Annotated in this window: 13 protein-coding genes; 8 read left to right on the top strand and 5 right to left on the bottom strand. The window is 74.1% G+C overall.

Translation table 11 applies throughout. From position 1 onward, the window contains the following. Nucleotides 1-143: 143 nt before the first annotated feature. Genes ACZ6KO_RS07785 through ACZ6KO_RS07760 form a run of 6 tightly spaced genes read left to right on the top strand, consistent with a single transcriptional unit; the run spans nt 144 to nt 13,436 of the window. Nucleotides 144-3,377, top strand: a complete 3,234-nt coding sequence (locus ACZ6KO_RS07785) for a DUF6603 domain-containing protein (RefSeq protein ID WP_469301304.1) — start codon at nt 144-146, stop codon at nt 3,375-3,377. A 20-nt stretch (nt 3,378-3,397) separates the two neighbouring features. Beyond that, a complete protein-coding gene (locus ACZ6KO_RS07780; protein ID WP_469301301.1) occupies nt 3,398-5,704 on the top strand; it encodes a hypothetical protein in 2,307 nt (768 codons plus the stop codon). A gap of 11 nt (nt 5,705-5,715) precedes the next feature. After that, on the top strand, nt 5,716-9,459 hold the full coding sequence (locus ACZ6KO_RS07775; protein WP_469301298.1) for a hypothetical protein: 3,744 nt from the start codon (nt 5,716-5,718) through the stop codon (nt 9,457-9,459). Beyond that, entirely contained in the window at nt 9,456-10,580 is a 1,125-nt protein-coding gene (locus ACZ6KO_RS07770) for a hypothetical protein (protein WP_469301296.1), read from the top strand. The genes ACZ6KO_RS07775 and ACZ6KO_RS07770 overlap by 4 nt, the downstream gene beginning before the upstream one ends. Nucleotides 10,581-10,608: 28 nt before the next feature. Beyond that, the gene (locus tag ACZ6KO_RS07765; protein ID WP_469301294.1) at nt 10,609-12,180 is read left to right on the top strand and encodes a cell surface protein; all 1,572 of its coding nucleotides are present in this window, start codon (nt 10,609-10,611) and stop codon (nt 12,178-12,180) included. After that, entirely contained in the window at nt 12,171-13,436 is a 1,266-nt protein-coding gene (locus ACZ6KO_RS07760; protein WP_469301291.1) for a hypothetical protein, read from the top strand. The genes ACZ6KO_RS07765 and ACZ6KO_RS07760 overlap by 10 nt, the downstream gene beginning before the upstream one ends. Before the next feature lie 34 nt (nt 13,437-13,470). Here the strand turns inward: ACZ6KO_RS07760 and ACZ6KO_RS07755 are convergent, their stop codons facing one another. Further along, nucleotides 13,471-14,148 carry a MerR family transcriptional regulator gene (locus ACZ6KO_RS07755; protein ID WP_469301289.1) on the bottom strand — a complete coding sequence of 226 codons (678 nt, stop codon included), beginning with the start codon at nt 14,146-14,148 and terminating at the stop codon, nt 13,471-13,473. Nucleotides 14,149-14,286: 138 nt separating this feature from the next. Between ACZ6KO_RS07755 and ACZ6KO_RS07750 the strand changes: the two genes are divergently transcribed. Then, complete coding sequence (locus ACZ6KO_RS07750) at nt 14,287-15,666, top strand: YhgE/Pip family protein (protein ID WP_469301286.1); 1,380 nt, start codon at nt 14,287-14,289, stop codon at nt 15,664-15,666. A gap of 6 nt (nt 15,667-15,672) precedes the next feature. Here ACZ6KO_RS07750 and ACZ6KO_RS07745 read toward each other — a convergent pair whose 3' ends face one another. Then, nucleotides 15,673-16,968: a GlxA family transcriptional regulator gene (locus ACZ6KO_RS07745; protein ID WP_469301284.1), complete on the bottom strand. Its 1,296-nt coding sequence runs from the start codon at nt 16,966-16,968 to the stop codon at nt 15,673-15,675. Between the two features lie 148 nt (nt 16,969-17,116). On the opposite strand from ACZ6KO_RS07745, the gene ACZ6KO_RS07740 reads away from it, so the two are divergent. Further along, nucleotides 17,117-17,947, top strand: a complete 831-nt coding sequence (locus ACZ6KO_RS07740; RefSeq protein WP_469301281.1) for a dienelactone hydrolase family protein — start codon at nt 17,117-17,119, stop codon at nt 17,945-17,947. Between the two features lie 106 nt (nt 17,948-18,053). On the opposite strand, the gene ACZ6KO_RS07735 is transcribed toward ACZ6KO_RS07740, so the two are convergent. The 3 genes from ACZ6KO_RS07735 to ACZ6KO_RS07725 form a co-directional block, all read right to left on the bottom strand. Continuing rightward, nucleotides 18,054-18,458, bottom strand: coding sequence for an aggregation-promoting factor C-terminal-like domain-containing protein (locus ACZ6KO_RS07735; RefSeq protein ID WP_469301278.1), 405 nt, complete (start codon nt 18,456-18,458; stop codon nt 18,054-18,056). A 397-nt stretch (nt 18,459-18,855) separates the two neighbouring features. Beyond that, the gene (locus ACZ6KO_RS07730; RefSeq protein ID WP_469301276.1) at nt 18,856-20,064 is read right to left on the bottom strand and encodes an alpha/beta hydrolase family protein; all 1,209 of its coding nucleotides are present in this window, start codon (nt 20,062-20,064) and stop codon (nt 18,856-18,858) included. Nucleotides 20,065-20,208: 144 nt separating this feature from the next. Then, nucleotides 20,209-21,264 (bottom strand): AraC-like ligand-binding domain-containing protein, encoded by a 1,056-nt coding sequence (locus tag ACZ6KO_RS07725; protein ID WP_469301274.1) that lies wholly within the window; start codon nt 21,262-21,264, stop codon nt 20,209-20,211. Nucleotides 21,265-21,316 lie beyond the last annotated feature (52 nt).

Genomic DNA, 21,316 nt, shown 5'->3' with positions numbered 1-21,316 from the left:
TGCCGCCCGGTCCGTTGTGCCGGACGACCGGAAGTAGTCCGTTTAAATACCTACTTATCGCGACATCCCCCGGCGTCCGCTCCCCCGCTGCCAGGATGCGGGCTGGTTCCACGCAACCCGCCCAGGCCTGCCCGGGAGAACCCATGGCGTTGTCGCTCAAAGAACTGCTCGACCTGTTTCCGGGTGAAGGCGGAGACTTCCTGCTGCCCGTGGATCAGCTCGGGGACATCCCCGGCATCGGTCCGCTGCTGGAGACCTGGCTGGCCACCTCCGACCTCACCGTGGGCGGCTCGATACCCAACCCCGGTGAGGTGACCGTGGCGGGCACATACTCGTTCGAGGTCGTCCTCGGTCCCTGTCCTGTGCTCGTCTCCTTCACGTTCGATCCCGCCCAGACCGTGACCGGGATGACGCTGGACTTCACCCTGCCGGCGACCGAGTCCGACTCCGGCGAGGAGGACGACTTCGCCCCGCACCTGGTGCTGTCCGCCGGGGCGCAGGGGCTGTCCGCCGCGCTCGTGCTCGCCTTCGCCGGTGCCGACGGCGAGCGCAAGACCATGGAGTTCACCGCCTCCATGCAGGACACCACGCTGGTCGGGGACTGGTCCTCCGAGGAGGGTGTGTCCTGGAACGACGTCGCCCACGCGATCGGCAGCGCACCGGCCGACCTCCCGGACGCGCTGGTTCCCGTCCTGACCCAGGTGGCGTTCGCGTACGACAAGCACAAGCGGGCGTTCGTGTTCTCCGCCCGCACCGAACACGTCCAGCTCGCCTTCGCCTCGCTGCCGCAGCGGGCCGGCACCGGCACGGCCGGGCCCCGGATGCGTGCCGTCCTGCTGCAAGGGGTGTACGAGGCGGGGCTCGGCGACCTGCCGTCGATCGGCGACCACGCCCCCGTCGACGGCGATCTCGTGTTCGCGGGCCTGCAGGCGTTCCACCTCTCCGCGGCGCTGACCGTCCGCAAGGTCAAGGGCCTCAACGACCTGATGGCCAATGTCGGTGTCCAGCTGGGCCTGCCCACCCGTGCCCTGACCGCCGGCGCGTCCCTGGCCGTCACCGCCGGCATCGCCACGACCGTCAAGAACTACGGCCTCGTGTATCCGCTGCGCCGCCGCCAGCCGCCGCCCGTGCCGGCCCCACCGCCCACACCGGCCCCTTCCCCTCCGCCGCGCGGGCAGCTCGCCCGGCGCGCGCAGGAGCAGCAGGAGCCTCAGGACGAAACGGCCCGGGCCAGCCTCCCCGTCGACGCCGAGTTCGGCCCGCTGCGGGTCGCCGAGATCGGGCTGTCGTACGCGGACGGCACCGCCCGGATCACCCTCGACGCCACGCTCGACGCCGGGGGAATCGAACTCAGCGTCTCCGAGCTCGGGTTCGCCGTCGACCTGGGGCGGGGTGAGTGGTCCTTCCGGCCCACCCTCAGCGGGCTCGGGCTCACCTACGACGTGCCACCGCTCAAGATCGGCGGGGCCTTCCTCGTCAAGGAGTCCGAGCCGCCGTACGACATGCTCTTCGCGGGCATGGCCGTGATCGAGGCGCGCGTGGCGGCCATCAAGGTGCTCGGCGCCTATGCCCGCGCCGAGGGCGGCTACCCCTCCCTGTTCCTGTACGGGGTCCTGGCCGGCCGCAAGGGCCTGGGGCCGCCGCCGTTCCAGATCCGCGGCATCGCCGCCGGCTTCGGGTACAACAGCGCGGTCCGGGTCCCCGCGCCGGCCGAGACCCCGTACTTCCCCTTCATCTCCGAGCTCGGCCACGGCGGTCAGGAGCGCCCTCCCCTGGAGGTCCTGGACGATCTCCTCGACGGCACGGGCGGCCGTCCCCCCTGGCTGGCCCCGGCCCAGGGCCGGGTGTGGTTCGCCCTCGGCCTCGACTTCACCGTCTTCCAGCTGGTCCAGGGCCAGGCGCTGGCCCTGGTCGAGTTCGGCGACGAGTTCACCGTCGCCGTCCTGGGCCTGGCCACCGCCGCGTTCCCGGTGCGGCGCGGCTCCAGCGGGCCCACGTACGCCCAGGTCCAGCTCGCCCTCCAGGCGCTGTACACCTCCCGCGACGGCATGCTGGCGCTGGCGGCGGAGCTGACGCCGGAGTCGTACGTCCTGGACCCGGAGTGCCGGCTGACGGGCGGGCTCGCGTACCGTACCTGGTTCGCCGGGCCGCACGAGGGCGACTTCGTCTTCACCCTCGGCGGATACCACCGGGACTTCGATCCGCCCGCCCACTACCCGGTGGTGCCGCGGCTGGGCTACACCTGGGGTATCTCCGACTGCGTCACCGTCCGCGGCGAGGCGTACTGCGCGCTGACCCCCTCGGCGTTCATGGCGGGCGGACGGCTGGAGGTGTCGTTCCACTCCGGGATCGTCGACGCGTGGCTGACCGCCCGGATGGACGTGCTGATCCAGTGGAAGCCCTTCCACTTCCGGCTCGGCGTCGGAGTGCGGATCGGTTTCGCGGTCGACCTGTGGCTGTTCACCGTGCGCGGCGAGGTCGGCGTCGACCTCGACCTGTGGGGGCCGCCGGTCGGCGGTGTCGCCACCGTCCATCTGTGGTGCATCGACTTCGACGTGGCGTTCGGGGAGAGCGGCGCGCGCACGCCCGATCCGGTCGGCTGGGCGGAGATGCAGGAGCAGCTCCCGGCGCGCGACCAGATGCTGCGCATCACGCCGCTGACCGGGATCCTGCCCGAGGACGAGAGCGTCCGGGCCCGGCGTGCGAACGCCGGGGACGACCGCTGGGTGGTCTCCGCCGACGGCTTCTCCTTCGCCACCGCCACCGCCCTGCCGGCCTCGGAGGCGACGGCCGGGTCCGGGCGGGCGCAGGGCAAGGCGCTCGACGTCCGGCCGATGGACGTCACCGGGCTGGCGTCCGTACACCGCCTGACGGTACGGCTGGGCAGCGCCCCGTTCGACCCGTTCGACCCGTCCGTGCCCGAGGAACGGCGCTGGCGGCTCGAACCGGTCACGGCGAACGTCCCGGAGGCGTTGTGGGGCACCGGTGCCCCGGCGGACCCCACCGCCGCGGACTCCGGGCTGCTCCCGGACCAGCTGATCGGGCTCGGCGTCACCGTGCCCGGGCCGGTGGACGGCCCGACCCCGGGCCTGATGACCGACGTCTCCCTCGGGTTCGAGGAGCTGGCCTCCAGCGACGCGCTGCCGGTCTCTCCCGCCGACCGGCCCACCGGACCGGTCCCGCAGCGCTGGGAGCCGGGCCAGCCGACCCCCGTCTCGGTGATCGCCGCCGGAATCGCCACCACCACGGTGCCCGCCCGGGACGCCCTGTACGCCGAACTCGCCGCGCTCGGTGTGGCACCGCCCTCGCACGACCGGCTGGACGGCTTCGCCGCGCTCGCCGACAGCACGTTCACCGCCGAACCCCTGACGATCTGAACCACGCGAGGGAATCCGCCATGGCCCAGCCCGACGCTTCCGGGGACACGCCCGCGCCCCGGTTCGACATCCACTTCCACGACGACCACATCGCACCGGCACCCGCCGGGCTCTACGAGCTCACACTGGAACACGAGGTCACCGGCGACAAGGTCGGCTCGGACAAGCTGCCCCCCGTTCGGCAGGAGTTCGAGATCCGGGCGCCCCAGTTCACGCTGGACGAGTCCTTCGTGCACGCCCTCCACCCGGCCCCCGCCGCCGTCGGCTCCTTCGAGCGCGTCCTGCCGCACATCACCTTCAACCGGCTGATCCTGCCGTGGGAGCGCACGCTCGACCCCGCCGAGACCGGCTTCCCCTGGCTCGCACTGCTCCTGTTCGCCGAGGAGGAACTGCCCGGGGACCCCAAGGCCCAGGGGCACGTCGACACCAGGACCGTACGCGATCTCCTCACCCCTGACGACTCCGGCGTCCTGCGCCCCGGCATCACGCTCGACGACGTGCCGGCCGAGCTGCACGACAGCACGTGCACCACCATCGACGTGCCGTCCGAGGTCTTCGCCGCCCTCGTGCCCCGCCGCGCCGACCTGCCGTTCCTGTGCCACGTGCGCAAGGTCCGCGACCGGCGGGCGGCCGTGCGGCTGGCCTCCGGGGAGGTCCTGGAGGCGGGTGACCATTCCGTGGTCGTTGCCAACCGGTTCCCCCGTACCGCCGGGCGTCATGTCGCGCACCTGGTGTCGCTGGAGGGGTTCGCCGCGCACGTCGACGGCGAGCGGCCCGAGGAGTCCGCGGTCCGGCTGGTGTCCCTGCGCGCGTGGTCCTTCGAGGCGCGGCCCGACCCCACGGGGCACTTCGACGCGCTCGTGCGGCACATGGCCGAGGATCCGGCCGGCCTCGGCCTGCGGCTGCCGTACGGACGGGCCGAGGGCGGGCGCCCCGCCGCCACCGAGCGCCTCGATCTCGGGTACGCGCCGGTGGACTACGTTCTGCCGTCGGGCGAGCGGACCTTCGCCTGGTACCGCGGCCCGTTCACCCCGGTCGTGGCGCCGGCCGTGCCCCGGCCCGCCGGGGGCTGGCAGTCCGTGGACGAGGCCCTGGTCTACGTCACCGGTACCGGGGTCTTCGACGTCGGCCACGCCGCCGCCTTCGCCCTCGGGCGGGCGCTGGCCCTGTCCGACCAGGACCTGGCGAGCGCGCTGTCGGCCTTCCGGTCCCGGGCCCGGCACCTCGCCGGACGCGCCCTGATGCGTACGGCGACGCCACTCGCGGCGGGCCCGGCGCTGACGCGGTTCCACGAGCTGATCGAGGGCCGGCTCGGCGACCGTGTGCACGCCGCGGCGACCGCCGCCCCGGCCGGGTCGCGGGCCGGCGCGGGGACGCCGGCGCCCCGTCGCCGTGCGGGTGGCGTACCCCGGCCGCCGGCCGTGGAAGCGCTCCTTGGCGCGGCCGCGCGGGACGGCGGGCCACCGGACGGCGGGCACCGGGACGAGGGGGCCCTGGACGGCGGGGCCCTGGACGGCGGCCCGAGGGAGCTGCTGCGGCAGGCTCTGACCGAGCACCTCGAACCGCTGCTGAGCGCGGTCGACCAGGTGCGGCTGCTGGCCGCCACCCCGCTCTCCCATCTGGTACCCGACTCCCGCATGCTGCCGCCCGAGAGCCTGCGCTTCTTCCACGTCGACGCGCAGTGGTGCGAGGCGCTGCGCGACGGCGTGCTCAGCACCGGCCTGGGCACCTCGCTCGACGTCGCCGTGGGCCGGCTCGCCCGGGAGGCGCTGGCCGAGCCGGAGCCGCTGACCGGGCTGCTGATGCGGTCGACGCTCGTGCGGTCGTGGCCCGACGTCGTCGTCGAGCCGCGCCTGACCGGCGGCGGGAGCGGTGAGGGGGAACTGCTGGACATCGTCCACCGGGTCGTCATCGGACCCGACCTGCTGCTGTGCCTGTTCGACGGCGTCCCCGACATGGTGCGCCTGCGCGAGCCGCACGAGGGCATCCACTTCGGCATCGACGGCGAGGACCGCATCGGGCTGCGCAGGCTGACCGACCCGGTCGGGGAGTCCCTGGGCGACGGCGTGGTCTTCCCGCCGGCGGGCGAGGCGGGCGTCAGCCGCTTCCTGCGTCCCGTCGCCGAGGACGGGGAACCGGAGGTCCTCGATCTCGCCGCGGGCGCCGATCCCCTGGTCCCCGCCCTGGGCGCGGCCCTGCGGGCGGCCGGGCAGCTCGGCCCGGACGAGGACCTCTCCCCCGGCGCGTTCGCGGTGGAGCTGGTCAACGCGCCGCAGCGCATCGCCTTCACACCCGCCCAGCCCGGCGCCCGGTCCGGCCGACAGTGAGGAACCGCTCCATGGCCTCCCAGCCGCCCCTGATCGTCCCCGTCCAGGTGGACGCCCTCCTGGTGAACAGGAGGGTCCGCGACAACGAGCCCCACCGCCGCTGGTACCCCCAGTTCGACCGGCTGGATCTGCGGTACCCGCCCGAGCCCGACCCGTTCCAGAGCTCCTCGTCGGGCAAGCCGGGCCTCGGCGTCCACCTGCACTGGCTGCTGCCCGACGCGCTGCGGCGCGGCCGCCAGGACGGACCGGCCGGCCGGCTGGAGTTCCCGGCCGTCCCCAACCGCTGGCTCGTCGTCCGCTACAGCCGGCCCGCCGCGCGGCCCGGCGAGCCGCCCACGGCGACCGGCTGGGTCGTCGACAGCGACTACCTCAGCTACGACGACGGCACGTCCCCCTTCCTCGACCCCTTCGCCGAGGGCCTGGAGGAGACGTACATCGGCCGCGCCCACGACCTCGCCGACGGCCCCTGGACGGAGCCCGGCGGACGCCGGAAGTTCCTCACGGCGATCGGGCCGGGGCTGCCGACGTTCGCCAGCTTCCAGCCGTACAACGAGAACGTCTTCTCCCTGCACGACCCGCTGCGGGGGCTGACCGAACCCTCCCTGGTCAGCTACGCCGTGGCCGGCTGGTACTCCGACCCGACGTGGGACATCCTGCACGCGCCGCCGGCGGGGGACGTCCGGGCGCTGCTGGAGCACCTGCGGTGGTCGACCACCGACCCCGCGCTCGCGCCCACCCGGTCGTTCTGCGCGGGGACCGCCGTCGGCCTGCGCTGGGAGCCGGACGGCGACCGTCCGGAGTCGGACAAGCCCGATGTGCGCGAGGTCGACGTGGCCGTGGGGCACATCGTCACCGATGCCGAGACCGCTCTGCACCCGCCCACCGGGGACGACCCCGAGGCGGCGCTGCTGTGGCGGGCGTTCGTCTACGACCTCCTGGACGTGCTCGACGACGGCGGCGAGGACGCCCTCGAACACGCCACCCGGCGCACCTGGTTCGGTGCCGAACCCGGTGGCTACAGCTGGCGCATCGTGGACCGCCCCGCCCCGCCCGAGGGCGCCTGGCCCCAGCGGTCCGCACGGCAGATCGCCGAGGAGCGGCAGTGGCTGGCCGAGCTGAACGAGGTCCAGGACGAGCACGACGCGGCCTGCCGCGAACTGTCCCACCTCCAGAGGCGCCTGTACGGGCTGTGGTGGCTGCGCGGCCGGGAGAACCGGCCGGCGGGCTGGGACGGGTTGTGCGACGCCCAGCTGGAGCCCGGCACCGAGGGTTCTCTGGCCCAGCGGGTCCGCCAGCAGCTCATCACGGTCTTCGGCGACGTGGCCGGCGGCGTGAACGGGGAGGAGGGCGACGGCGGGCTGCGCGGGCGCATCCCGTGGGGCGACACCGCCGGGGACCTGGCCGACGCGGTCCAGGAGTATGCCGACCGGCACCAGCTGGCGCCGGGGCGGGAGCTCCAGCGGTGCGCCGATCCCGCGTTCCACAGCACCCCGGACCCCTCGGTGATCGTACGAGGGGCCAGGCTCGACCGCCCACTCACCGACGAGAACGCCCTGCCCTGCCGCGTCGCCACCGAGACGGTGACCGCGGTCCTCATCGACGGGGAGATGGCGCGGCCGCCCGCCGATCCGCCCGCCCCGGACCTGTCCGGACTGCCCGAACCCGCCGTACTGGCCGCGCTCCTGGGGGAGTTCTTCCTGCTCGACCGGGCCGCCGTCACCCCGGGCGCCGAGCCCGGCAGGACCGCCCTGGAGGAGGCGCTGGCCTCGCCCGGGACGCACGTCACCGGGGTGATCGCCCGCTGGACTCGGCCGTGGCGGCAGCCCTGGTCGCCGCTGCATCTGATCTGGAAGATGAACTGCTTCCCCACTCCGTACCGCAGCGGCGACGTGGACAACTGGCACTTCAACGGGACCCGCTACCAGTGGAAGGGCACCAACGCGGTACTCGACCCGGGCGTCCTCACCGGGCGCGCGCTGCTGAGCCCGCTGCCCGGCTTCGACACCCGGGCCCGGCTGGCGCAGCACGCCCACACGCACCCTCGCGGGCCCGTCGCCGAGCTGCACGAGCTGCGCGCCCGGGCCGAGGACTGGGACCAGCTGTCGCAGCGCATCGACGGGGTCAACCACTGGCTGGCCCAGCACTCGCCCGCCTTCAACATGGTCCCGTCCGACGAGCTCGGTGACCTCGTGGACAACAGCCGCTCCCGGGTGCCGCTCGGCGAAGTACCCGACCCGGGGCCCGCGTCCGGCTCCGGCCCCGGTGAGTTCCGCCCGGTACGGGCCGGCCAGCTGGCGTTCGAACAGCTCCACGTCATCGACCGGTTCGGCCGCTCGCTGGCGGTGATCAGCCCGGACAACGTGGATTCCTACCCGGTGCGGCGCGCGCTCAGCGTGACCCCCGACATCCCGGTGTTCCCGGACAACGAGTACCGGTACGTCGAACTGCCGCCCCGGCTCATCCAGCCCGCCCGGCTGCGTTTCGACTTCGTCTCCGCGCGGGACGACCACCACCAGGTGGACGTGGACGCCGGACCCCGCGAGGCCGCGGGCGAGAGCCCGGTCTGCGGCTGGGTGATCGCCAACCATCTGGCCGGCTCGCTGCTCGTGCACGCCCCGGAGGGCCACGGCCTGGGCGAGATCCGGATCGTGCTGGACACCGGGCACCGGCGGATCGCCGCCTGGTACCCGTTGCCCGACTCGCCCTACCCCGACCCGGATCCGGCGACCGGGTCCGGCCAGGAGTTCGCCGCCGACCTGCCCCACCTGCACGGCTTCGTCGTCGGAGTGCTGGACGGCGGCGAGGCCGCGTTCACCCAGCTCCTGGAGGTCGTCGACCGGTCCATGTCGGCGACCGCGCCCGGCGGGGACGACGACAGCCTCGCGGCCCTGGTGGGCCGGCCGATGGCGCTGCTGCGCTCCCGGCTGCGCCTGGAGCTGGACGGGCCCGCCATGACCTCCTCGTCCTGGGACGAGGTGATCGCGCCGGAGCCGCCGGAGTTCACCTCGTACCTGTGGAATGTCCGGCTGGGCGCCGGTGACATGCTCGGTGACGGGCTCGCCGGGTTCTTCCTGGGCACCAGGTACACCCGGCTGCACGCCGTCCCGGAACGGCCGGCCCCGTCCTCCGCCGACTACGCCGTCCCCATCGACGGCCTCGAGATCGCCCTGCCCGCCCGCCCCGCGTCGACGCCCGCCCGGCTGCGCGACGACCGTGCCGAGGACGAGCGGAGCAGTGTCTGGGTGACCCTGCTGGCCGATCCGTGGGCCGCCGTGCACGCCGTCAGCGACATCCTGCCGGTCGGCCGGCTGCTGCTGCCGCCGACCTGGGTCCGCGAGCCCCTGAGTCGCATGAGGCTGGCGTTCCGCATGGGTCCGCTGCTGGCGGGAACCCGCAGGGTGCCCGGGGAGGAGGGCTCGGCGCCGGCCGAACACGTGGTCATGCCCGGCCCGTCGGGCCGGCGGGGCACCTGGTCCTGGGCGGAGCCGGCGGCCGCGGGCGGCGCGCTCCCGGCCGGGGGTCCCGGGTCGTGGACCACGCTCCCGCTGACCTCACCCGACGACGCACTCGCCCTGTCGGACACCACGCCCGCCGCCCGCACCGGGTTCCTCCAGCTCACCGGCGCGCTGGGCGAGACGGGTGCCGCAGGTGGGAGCGGTGCCGTGGGCGGGACCGGCGCCCCGGGCGGGACCGGCGCCGGCCGGCGGAATCCGTCCCCACGGATTACGCCCCCCACCCCCGGGAGCAGCTCATGACCACGGCCCTGGACTACAGCCTCCACACCAGTCCCGCCCCGCTACGGGCCGGCACCGAGGACGCCCCCGGACGCGCCACGCTGCGGATCACCCTGGGCAACCCGGGCCCGGATCCGGTCAGCTGCGGGACGATCGCCCTGACCCTGCCGACCGGGGAGGGGAGCGAGGCGCTGACCGCCACACCGGGGACGATCACCGCGCGCACCGACGACGCCGGCTGGTCGGCGGAGCACCGGGGCGACGGGATCTTCCACGTACGGCCGGTCGCACCCGGCACCGAACTGGGGCCGGGCGCGCGGATCGTGGTCACGCTCGACGGCGTCGCGGTGAACCGGGCCGTCGGGACGGTCACCCTCGGGATCAGCGAGGTCGGGGATCAGGGCGTGCCCGGGGACGACGGGCCGGTGGGCTCGCCGCAGCGGGCCGGCGCCGAGGCCCTGCGGCTGGTCAAGGCGGCTCCGACCGCGATGCTGGAGGACTTCCGGCCCGACCGGGTCGCGGTCCCCAACGGCGAGACGGTGACGCTGACCTGGAAGTGCGAGGTGGGCCCGGACTACGAGATCTTCTTCGCGGACCAGCGTCGTTCGGTCAACGGCTTCATCGACACCGAGGGCAACGGGTCCTGGACCTCCCCCGCCCTGACCACCGCCACCGCGTTCATGCTGCTGGGTTCCACCGCGAAGGACGGCGTGCCCGTCACGTACGGTCTGACCGCGGCCGTGACCGTCGACATGCCCGATCTCGAGGTCGGCGACCTCGATGCCAACGGGTCCGTCCGCCTCTTCGGCCAGGCCCAGGAGGTCGACTGGGGGACCGAGAGCGAGCCCAAGTCGTATGTCGCCGACACCGACGGCCTGATCACGGGCTACATCAAGACCACCCTCGACGGTGCTCCGGCGCACCTGAACGTGTTCGTCACCCCGCCCCATCTGCGCCGGCAGAAGTTCGCCACACAGTCCTGGGACGCCCGCGGCGGCACCGACAACCAGGAGGCGAGCCTGATCGTGCCCGTGCCCCGGGGCTCGGCGGTGCGGGTGATCCGACGAGGGGACGAGAACTTCACCGCCGCCCTCACCTGGTTCCCGTTCGGCACCGGCCCGCTGCGCGAACCCCAGTCCTGAACCCCGTACGCTCCAAGGAGACTTCGGCATGACCCAGAACGACACCACCGCGGACCTCGTGGCCCGCGGCATCGACGCCGCCTTCACCATCCCGGACTCGGGCGGGTCCCGGGCCGCCGTCTTCATGGTCCGCGGCGGCTGGGCCGTCCAGTACGACGCCGCCTCGGTGGCCCCGCCCACCCGCGGAACCGCCCTGCGCGAGCTGTGGCCCAAGCTGCCCGCCGCCTATCTGAACGGGTTCGACGCCGCCTGTTCCACCGACTCCGCCCGGGTGTACCTCTTCAAGGGCGCGACCTGCGTCCTGTACGACATGGAGCGCAACGAGCCGGTGGGCGGGTCCGGCCCGGTGCCGATCGGGGACAAGTTCCCCGGTCTGCGCAAGGACGCCCCGGAGTTCGCCGACGGTGTCGACGCCGGCCTGCCGGCGCCGGACGGCACGGTGTACCTCTTCCGCGGCAGCCGGTGCGTCCAATACGACATCGAGTACGACGAGGTCGTGGTGCAGGGCCCGATCGCCGACATCTGGCGCAACCCCGCGTACCCCGACTCCGAGGTGTACGGCGGTGTCGCGGCCGCCTTCTCCCACCCGGCCACCAGCAACGGCTACCTCCTCACCCCGGACGGCACGCGCTACGTCGAGTGCGACACCGACCGGCACCGCGTCACCTCCGGCACCAAGCTGCTGCGGGACCGGTGGCCGTACCGCACGTTCCTCGGGGTGGTCGACAGCACGGAGGAGCTGCTGCGGGTGTTCGACGCCGACACCGGGCAGCAGATCCGGCAGGCCTCGATCGGCCGGTCCCAGAACGTCTCCTTCTCCCAGGACGGTTTCCTCGCGCTCGCGCCCACGTACCAGTCGGGGCAGCTCGCCCTCGTGGACGTCACCGCCGGTACGCTCACGACCGTGCCGGCCGGCTCGAACGCGTTCGGCCTGGGGGTCCTGCCCGACGGCTCCGCCGCGTACGTCGGCAGCCTCGACGGCCCGGACATCCAGGTGATCGACCTCGCCACCGGCGCCTCGGTCCCGGTGGACGTCGGCAGCGACACCACCGCCCTGCTGCCCTCCCCCGACGGCCGTCACGTCTACGTCACCTGCCGGTCCACGGACGACGTGGCCGTGGTGGACACCGCCACCCGTCAGGTGGTCCGGCGCGCGGACGGCGGCTCCCGGCCCACGGAGGCGGCGATCACCCCGGACGGCTCCGTGCTCGGTCTGGTCAACCGCACCTCGGGCAGCAGCTTCGTCGCCCTGGTGAACGCGGCGGGCGGGGGCGGCCCGCGGCTGGTCGAGGTCGGGCGGGACCTGTCGTGCGTGGCGCCGTCCCCGGACTCCCGGCTCTTCTACGCGGCGGACCTCGGCCCCGACGTACGGGTGGTCGACATCGCGACGGCGAGGGTGGTGGGTTCCGTCCGGGTGGAGGGCGAACGCCCGAACTCGGTCGTGGTCTCCCCCGACGGCGCGCACCTCTTCGTCGTCGGCTACCGCGGGAACGCGGTGAAGAAGATGTCGTTGTCCAGCGGGGAGGAGGTCGCCTCGTTCCCGCTCGGCGCCCAGTTGTTCGAGTACGCGTACCTGGGCATCGGCCCGGCGTGGGGCTGAGGGGAGCGGCGGGGGCGGCGGGGGCGGCGGTGGACGGGTACGACGCGACGGCCCCCCTGCTCACGTACACGGTGGAGACCGATCCGGCACCGCTCCAGGTCTCGCAGGGCCCGACGCCGACGCCGCAGACGCTGCGGATCACCGTCACCCACCACGGGGACGACCCGGTCACCGTCGAGGAGATCCGGCTCTCCTTCCCGGTGGGCCTCGGGCCGGACGACCTGACGGCCACCCCGGACAATGCCGAGCCGCAGGTCGACGACAACAGGCGGTGGCGGTTCGAGTACGACGACGACAGCCAGTCGTTCGTCCTGACCCCGCTGCGCAACCGCCCGCTGGATCCCGGGGACCAGCTGGAGCTGACGATCGCCGCCGTCGCGGTCAACTGGGAGGTCGGGACCAGCCGGCTGACCGTGGCCGAGAAGACCGAGGACGGCGGGGAGACCCGGTACCAGGAGTGGCCGCTGGCCAAGGTGCCCGCGGGATTCACGGTGGGCGACTTCCGGCCGGAGTACGTCCTGGTCCAGAGCGGCCGCTCCGCCGAGCTGACCTGGCGGGGCGACAGCCGGCCCGGGGCGACGTACACGATGCTGCACGACGGCGAGCCGGCCGACGTCACCGCCGTCCGCCGCTGGGTTTCCCCGGCGCTGCACCGCGACACGGCGTTCGCGCTGGTGGTGCGGGTCCGGGACGGGGCATTCGGGATGGAGGGGGCGGACGGGACGAAAGGAGCGGACGCGGACGCGGCGGAGGCCGAGTACGCGCTGACGACCCTGGTCACGGTCGCGCGCCCCGACCTGGCCGTCAACGACCTCACGGTGTGGGGGCGCGCGACGCTCACCCATCTGCCCGTCGAGTTCGGCCTGGGGGAGGCGGACGAACGGGTCTGCACGGCGGAGACGGACGGCTTCCTCGTCGGTCACCTGATCGCCGAGGAGGACGTCGCGGGGGACGGTGCCCCGACCCTCACCGTCACCGTCTCCGCGGACGGAGCGGACCGCCGTACCAGCGTGCAGGCCCGCCAGGCCCCGCCGGATCCCGGTGACGCCGGTTTCCCCGGGGTCCGGCTGACGGCCGTCGTCCCCCGGGGGGCCGTGGTGACGATCGGCCGGTCGGGCACCGCCGCGAGCCGGTACCGGCTCGCGTGGCTCCCCTTCGGTACCGGCGAGCTCAAGGAACCGGCGGGCGGGGCGCCACTGGGCCCTGTACGGACCGGCCGGCGCGAGGGGAGTGAGGCACGCCGGGCCCATGGCTGACCGTGCGGGGGTGGTGGGGCGTGGCGCGCGGGGGCTACCCGTGGACCGCGGACGTGTCGGCCGCGATGCTGCGGCGTACCTGGTCCTCCTGGGCGAGACGCCGCAGCATCTCGAACACCGGGGCGCAGATCGCGAAGACGATGACGGCCCGCTCGGCCAGCGCCACCGGGTCGTCGAGGCCTGCCGCGCGCTCGAGGTCCAGCCGGGCCACCTGCTCGGCCAGTCGCGCGTAGGCGGCGAGCTCGCCCGGGGCGTAGCGGGCGTCCAGCCGGCACAGCGCCTCCAGCGCCGTCGTCAGCCCCTGCACGTGCGGTGACGTGCCGGGCACCTGCCAGTCCAGGGCCGCGAGCAGCTCCGCCACCTCGGTGGCCGCGGCGCCCGCGCCGGCCTCGGCCCCGGCGTCCTCCTCCTCGTGGGCCGCGGCCCGCTGGGCGGCGACCGGAACCGGCAGGGCGTAGCTGACCGCTCCGAGGGCGCCCTCGGAGCGGTCGGCCTGGTCGACGGCTCCGAGCACCTCACGGGTGGCCGCGATGGACAGGCCGCCGAGCGTGGTCAGCGCCTTGATCAGCCGCAGCCGCTGCGCGTGCTCCTCCCCGTACTCGGCCAGGGTCGCTGCCGTCGCCCGCCCCGCGGGCAGCAGTCCCTGGCGCAGGAAGTACTTGATGCTGGCGACCGGCACGCCGGTGCGCCGGCTGAGCTCCGAGATCTTCATACGGCTTCCCTGCTGGTCACACGGTCCGGTGCCGGTCGTCGACGATTGGACACCACAACAAGATACTGCCACTATCCAATGACTGGATACTTCAGGTATCCAGCCCAGGAACGCAGCCGAAGCCGCACCGGAGAATCGATGCCCCACCCCACTCCCCCCTCCGTGCTCCGCCGACCCCAGCTGTGGATCGTGACGGGGCTCATCGCCGCGGTCGTCTCGATCCTGTTCGCCCTGCTCTACGTCGGTGGCAACGTCGATCCCAGAGGCAACCTGCGTGACCTGCCCGTGGCCCTGGTCAACACCGACCGCGGCGCGGACACGGGCGGCCGCCACGTCAACCTGGGCGAGCAGGTCGTCGCCGGCATCCAGAAGGCCGCCAAGGGCGACCGGAGCATCGACTGGCAGGTCGTCAGCCGCGCGGAGGCGGACAAGCGGCTGGGCCAGGGCAAGGTCTTCGGCGCCCTCGTCATACCCGCCGACTACTCCGCCACCGTGGCCGCGCTCACCGCGCCGCAGCCGGCGCCCCAGGGCAAGGCCGCACCGCCGACCCTGACCGTGCTGACCAACCAGGCAGCGGGCAGCATCGGCTCCTCCATGGCTTCCCAGGCCGCCCAGAAGGCCGCCCACACCGCCTCCACGCAGCTGGGCCAGGAACTCCTCCAGCAGGCCGGCTCCCAGAAGACCCCGCTCCCGACGGCCGCCCAGCTCACGCTGGCCGACCCGGTGACCGTGAACGTCACCGACGGCCACCCCGTCGGTGCCCGCAGCGCCATGGGGCTGAGCGCCTTCTACTACGCACTGGTACTGGTCGTCTGCGGCCTGCTCGGCGCCAACCTGGTCAACTCCCAGGTCGACACCGCCCTGGGCTACCTGCACGCCGACTTCGGCCCCATCCGCAAGCGCGAACCGGTCCAGCACACCAGCCGCGTCCGCACCCTGGCCATCGGCATCGCGCTCATGCTCGGCCTGTCCGTGGTGATGGGCACCCTGGTCGAGGTCGCCACGGTCGGCATCCTCGACATGGACGCCTCCCGTCTCGGCCTGCTGTGGCTCTACTCGGTCGCCACCATCGCGGTCGTCGGCATCGGCGGCCTGGCCCTGTTCGCCGCCTTCGGCGCCCCCGGCATGCTGGTGGCCACCATCGTCTTCATCGCCATGGCCGTCCCCTCCTCCGGCGCCACCGTGCCGGTGCAGGCACTGCCCGGGTTCTTCCGCACCCTCGCCGAGTTCGAGCCGCTGCGCCAGATCACCGAGGGCCTGCGCTCCCTCTTCTACTACGGGGCCCAGGCCGACGCGGGCCTGACCCGGGCGTGGACGGCGATGGGCGCCGCCCTGATCGCCGCGCTGATCTTCGGCTTCGCCGTAGCCCGCCTCTACGACCACCGCGGCCTGCACCGCATCCCCCTGCCGGACCCCGGAACCGACGCCGAGTCCGGGACCGTGCCGGGGGCCGAGTCCGGGACCCCCGAGTCCCCTGAACCCCGGCAGCCGCAGGTGAGTTCACCGACCGCCGGATAGCGGCCATCACGAACGGACCCAGGCACTGATCGGAACGTCGGGATCCGACCGGCTCGTCGACGCGTACGCGATCGAGGAGCCGGTCGGGGAGTTCGCCGGGGACCCCGCGACGGCCGCGCTGATCGCCGTGCTGGTCGCGAGGGTCGGACTCGGGACGTTCTGCTCGCAATGCTCGCCCTGTACCTGACCGAGCAGGCGCTCTTCGTCCGCCGCGGCTGTACGCATCCACCGGCCGCCACCCGTCCCCGGGGCGGGTGACCGGTGTCCGGGCGGCGGGCGGGGGCGTACCAGGCGGCGGAAGGCGGCCCGGTAGGCGCTCGGGCGGTGACCGGTGTGGCGGGCGAAGAGGGCGGCGAAGGTGCCGGGGTCCCGGTAGCCGACGGCCGCGGCGACGGCGGCGACGGTGCGGTCGGTGGTCTCCAGGAGGTGGCGGGCGCGGCGTACCCGGGAGGCCTGCAGATGGGCCAGCGGGCTGCGGCCGGTCTCCTCGGCGAAGCGGCGCAGCAGCGTGCGGGTGCTGACCCCGAAGGAGTCCGCCAGCGTGGCCAGGTCGTACCGCTCGGCGAGGCTCTGGTCGAGCCGGCGCATGACCCGCTCGGAGAACTCCCGGCCGGGCTGCGGCAGGAGCCTCGGGTCGACGTACGGCGCCTGGGAGGTCCGCGCGTCGTCGACGAGCGCCACGCGGGCGGTGGTGCGGGCCACCCGCGCACCGTTGTGCCGGCGGATCAGGTCCAGCGCGAAGTCGTACATGGCGCTGAACGCGGCCGTGGTCGTCACCCCTGTGTCGGTGACGACCAGGTGCTCGGGCCGTACGTCGGCTTCCGGGCGGCGCCTGGCCAGTTCGCCGGCGTGCAGCCAGGAGGTGGTGGCGCGGCGCCCGTCGAGCAGCCCGGCCTCGGCGAGGAGGAACGCGCCGACGCAGAGGGAGACGACGGCGGTCCCGGCGGCGGCCTGCGCGCGGATCGCCGCGATCTCGGGCGCGAGCCGGGCGAGCCGGGCGTCGAGATCGGCGTCCGGGCGCACTTCGAAGCCGGGGACCACGAGGACGTCGACCTCGCGCAGGGGGCGCACGTCGAGGATCGCGCCGCCCGAGGCGGTGACCCGGCGGCGGGGCGAGACGACCGACACCCGGTAGCCGGGCGCGTGTGGTCCGGCGACGTGCCCGGCCATCGTCAGCAGATCGGGGACGCCGAACACTTCGGACGCGAAGCAGTCCGGGTACGCCAGCACCCCGACCCTCAGCGCGCCCGGCCCGGGGCCCGGACCCGCGCCGTCCGCCGGCTGCCACGCCGTCCGCTCCATCGCCCCCGTACCCCCTGGTGTCCCCGGCCCCTGGCCCCGGCGATCGGCCCTGTCCCCCGCCCGGCCGCCCCCGCGTGTGGCGAGACTACCCCCGGCCCTGGCGATCCCGCCCCTCCCCCGGCGGCTGCCCGGGGCCCAGGCTGGCCCCATGAGCGACGACGATCCGATCACCGACTTCACCCGCCGGAACGTGACCGTGGAGGGGGTGGCGAAGACCGTGTACGTGGCCGGGACCGGGCCCGCGGTCGTGGTGATGCCCGAGATGCCGGGCATCAGTCCCGACGTGCTGCGGCTCGCGCGCTGGGTACGGGACGCGGGCTTCACCGTCCACGTGCCCTCCCTGTTCGGGAGCGACGGCGCCTTCCCCACGGTCGAGGGCGGCCGGGACGTGGTCCGGCGCGCCTGCGTGAGTGCGGAGTTCCGCGCCTTCGCCGGGGGCGGCACCAGCCCGGTGACGGTCTGGCTGCGCGGGCTGGCGCGTCAGGCCCACACCGCCTGCGGCGGTCCCGGGGTGGGCGCGATCGGCCTGTGCTTCACGGGCAACTTCGCCCTGACCATGGCCCTGGAACCGGCGGTGATCGCACCGGTGGTCAATCACCCGTCGCTGCCGCTCGACGACCCCGGCGGGCTCGAACTCGACGCGGCGGACGCACGCGCGGTGCGCGACCGGCTCCACCGCGACGGACTCACCGTCCTCGCCTACCGTTTCGAGGGCGACCGCTGGTGCACGGGGCAGCGCTTCGCCGCATACCGCGCGCTGCTCGGCGACGCCTTCGACGGGCGGGTCCTCCCGGACGGCGCCGCCAACCCGGCCCCGCCGCCCTTCTTCGCCGACCTGGTCGGCACCCCGCACAGCGTCGTCACCGCCCACCTCGTCGACGAGGCCGGACACCCCACGGTCCGGGCCCGCGACGAGATCCTCGCCTTCCTCACCGGCCGCCTGCGACCGCACGGGAACCGGTCGCTGCCCGCCACCTGACCGGGCGGCGGCGCGGGGCGGCATACGCGCGGACGCGCGAACGCCCGGCCGGGAGATCCGGGCCGGGCGTCCGCGCGTACCTGCGTGTGTCTGTGTGTCCACCGGCTTAGTACCAGTGGTTGGCCTGCCAGAAGTTCCAGGCCTTGACCGGGCTGCCGTAGCGCTCGTTCATGTAGTCCAGGCCCCACTTGATCTGGGTGGCCGGGTTGGTCTTCCAGTCCGCGCCCGCGGAGGCCATCTTCGAGGCCGGCAGGGCCTGGACCAGGCCGTAGGCGCCGGAGGAGGCGTTGGTGGCCTTGTGGTTCCAGCCGCTCTCGTGCGTGACGATCTTGTCGAACGCCGCGTACTGGGCCGGGTCCTTGATCATCTGCTGGGCGATCGCCTTGGCGCTCGACGGGGCGGCCTGGGCGGGAACCGCGGCCAGCATGGAACCGGCGGCGGCGAGGCCGACGACGGTGCCCGCGAGAGTCTTCTTGGAGGCGGCGATGCGGCGGATGACGGAGACGGACACAGGCGAACCTTCCGGAGGGGACAGAGACGGTCGCTCGCATGCCGAAGACATGCGTGAGCCACTCACGCGAGGGAGAGGGGTTCGTCCGGCGGGGGGCGGTGCGCCCCGGCCGCCTTGGCGACAACACCAGTTAGCCAGGCCGCCGAAGCCCTGGCAAAGAGCTCGCTTACTAGCCCTCCTCGCAGCGCGGGCCCCCAGGGCGGGCCCCGCCGTGATCAATGTCTGCGCAGGTGGGGGCCGGTATGAGGGGCCGTGCACAGGCCGTCCGCGGACTACTAATCCACGTCGTATGTGACGTGGGCCCTATGGGGCGGCTCACCAGCGGGAGGCCCGGATGTCACCCTTCGCAGCCGTGCGGACACCGGTACGTGGCGGGTTCCGGGCCGGCTCGCGGGGGTCAGCGGTTGTGGAAGAGCACTTCCGGGTTGGCCGCCGACGGTCCCTCCAGCAGCGGCCGTGCGGCGCCCTTCAGGTGCCGGTCGAAGAAGGCCCCGACGTAGGCGCGGGTGAGGGCCAGGGCCCGGTCGCCCGGCAGCGGAGCGCGTGGCACGCCGAAGTGGTCCAGGAAGACGGCCGCGTCGGTGAAGGTGAAGTGGTCGGACCCGGCGAGGGTCAGCCATCGCTTCCAGCCGCCGAACCGCTGCCAGGCGGCGTCCCACGTGTGGTCCAGGCCACCCGGCCGGTGCATCTCGTCGTCGGTGCCGAGCAGCATGAACGGGCGCCCGCCCAGCCCCTCCTCCGGCAGCGTGTCGTGGAAGGCGCCGTCCATGTTGACGCCCGCGCGGACGCGTCCGTCGGCCAGCATCGCGGTCGCGGCACTCGCTCCCCCGATGGAATGGCCGGCCATGCCGATCCGCCGCCGGTCGATCGTTCCCGCGTACCTCCACGCCGGACGGTCTCCCGTCAGCCGGTCCAGCACGTACGACACGTCCCGGGCCCGGCCGGCGGTGATCATGCTCTCCGGCACCTGTCCCTCGCTGACGGGCCCGCACGCCGCGCAGGTCAGCAGGCGGCCGTCGGGGGTCTGGATGCCCAGGGACTCGTAGGCATGGTCCACGGACGCCACCACGTATCCGCGGGCGGCGAGGTCTTCGGCCAGGGCGGTGAGGGTGTAGCGGGAGGCCGTGAAACCGGGAGACAGGACGACGAGCGGGTAGCGGCCGGGGGCCGGACGCACGTCGGTCCCGGCCCAGGTGCGCGTCGCGCTCAGGTCGGCCGCCGGTACGGCGTCGCCGAGTCCGTAGCCCTCGAGCAGGGCCCGGGTCTCCGGGGTGGTCGCGTAGGGGGCCGCGGGGCCCGTACCGGGGCGCCTGGCGGGATAGTGGAGCGTCACCATCAGCTCCCGTCCGTCGGCGGACGGCACCCACGGGTCGGGGCGGGACCGGTCCACGAGGTGGAGGACGGACCTGCCGACGGGCAACGGACCCGTCGGGCGCGGGAGTTCCGCAGGTCCCTCCGCCCTCGCGCCGGCCGCGGCGGTGGCCGGCGGGCGCGCTGCGGAGGGCGCGGAGGGCTCCGAGGCCGCGGACGGGCCCGCGAGGGCGAGCGGCAGGGACAGGGACAGCGCGAGGACGGCGGCCGTGGCCGCCCTGGTGAGAGTGGGCATGCCGACGACGCTAGCGAGCGGCGGCCGGGCGCGGCGTCAGACCGCGGTCGCGACGGCATACGCTGCTGGTCGGACTTCCGATACCAACTCGCATGCTGTGACGGCCGCTTGGAACGGAAGAGGCCCATCGGTCCGGGACGGCCGCTAAGGGTACGCCCCGCTGCCGCCGGCGCGCTGCCCGGTGGCCGCGTCGGTCCGGCGGCGGGCGCCGGCTGCCTCGTGCCGGAACTCGCGCGGCGTCATGTCGTACGTCCTGCGGAACGCGCGGCTGAACTCGGCGGGTTGGTGGAATCCCCACCGGGCGACCAGGGCCGCGATCGGGTGGCCGAGCAGGCGGGGGTCGGCGAGGTCCCTGCGGCAGCGTTCGAGCCGTCGGCGGCGGATCGTGGCGGAGACGGTTTCCGGTTCGGGCCGGAACAGCAGGTGCAGGGCTCGGATCGAGATGTGGTGCTGCGCCGCGATGCCGGCCGGTCCGAGGTCGGGGTCGCCGAGATGGCCGTCGATGAACGCGTGGATCCGCGCCAGCAGGACCTGACGACGGGTCTCGGCCGGCAGCTCCGGGGTGGCGTCGAGGTGGTCGGCGACGAGCGCCGCGGCAAGGTCGAGGGCGACGGTGCCGAGCCGGTACGTCGCCGCCGGCGTCAGTTCGCCGGCACGGCCGATCACGGTGGTCAGGTACCGGCACAGGAGGGCGCCCGGGACTCCCGCGGGTGACAGCGGCCGGGACAGGAGGCGGTCGGCCCGGCCCGCGGGCAGCGGGAAGACGCTCTTGGGGAGGGTCAGGAACGTGGACTCGCACGGGCCGTGTCCACCGGGGTAACAGACCTCCAACGGGTAGGAGGTGTCGAAGAGGACCAGTCCGCCGGTGTCGACCGCCGCCTCGTTGCGGCGCTGACTCGCCTGCAGCGGGCCGCCGTCGACCATCACCAGGGTGTAGGTCTCCGGGTCCGCGCGCCGGATGTGCGCGGGAGAGCGGACCGCGCGCAGGGGTGCGAAGGAGGACCACGTGACCCGCGTCGTGCCCAGATCCACGTCCCGGAGCCGGGCCCGGTAGTCGTGGGTGTGGGACGTGAGGAGCGTGAAGGGGGCGATGGTGCGGTCGACGACGTCGCACCACCAGTCGAAGCGGTCGCCGGCCGGCACGTCCGTGCTCGACGCGGCCAGCTGGGTCCCGGCGGTGCCTTCCGATGGCTGATCCACCCGTGTCATGGTGGGGTCGCGGGGCGCCCCGGAGAAGGCGTCGTTCGGTCAA

It is taken from the genome of Streptomyces sp. NPDC042102 (genome assembly GCF_055582305.1).
Note: the sequence above shows the minus strand (reverse complement) of the source record. Positions and strands in the feature narration are given on the sequence as shown.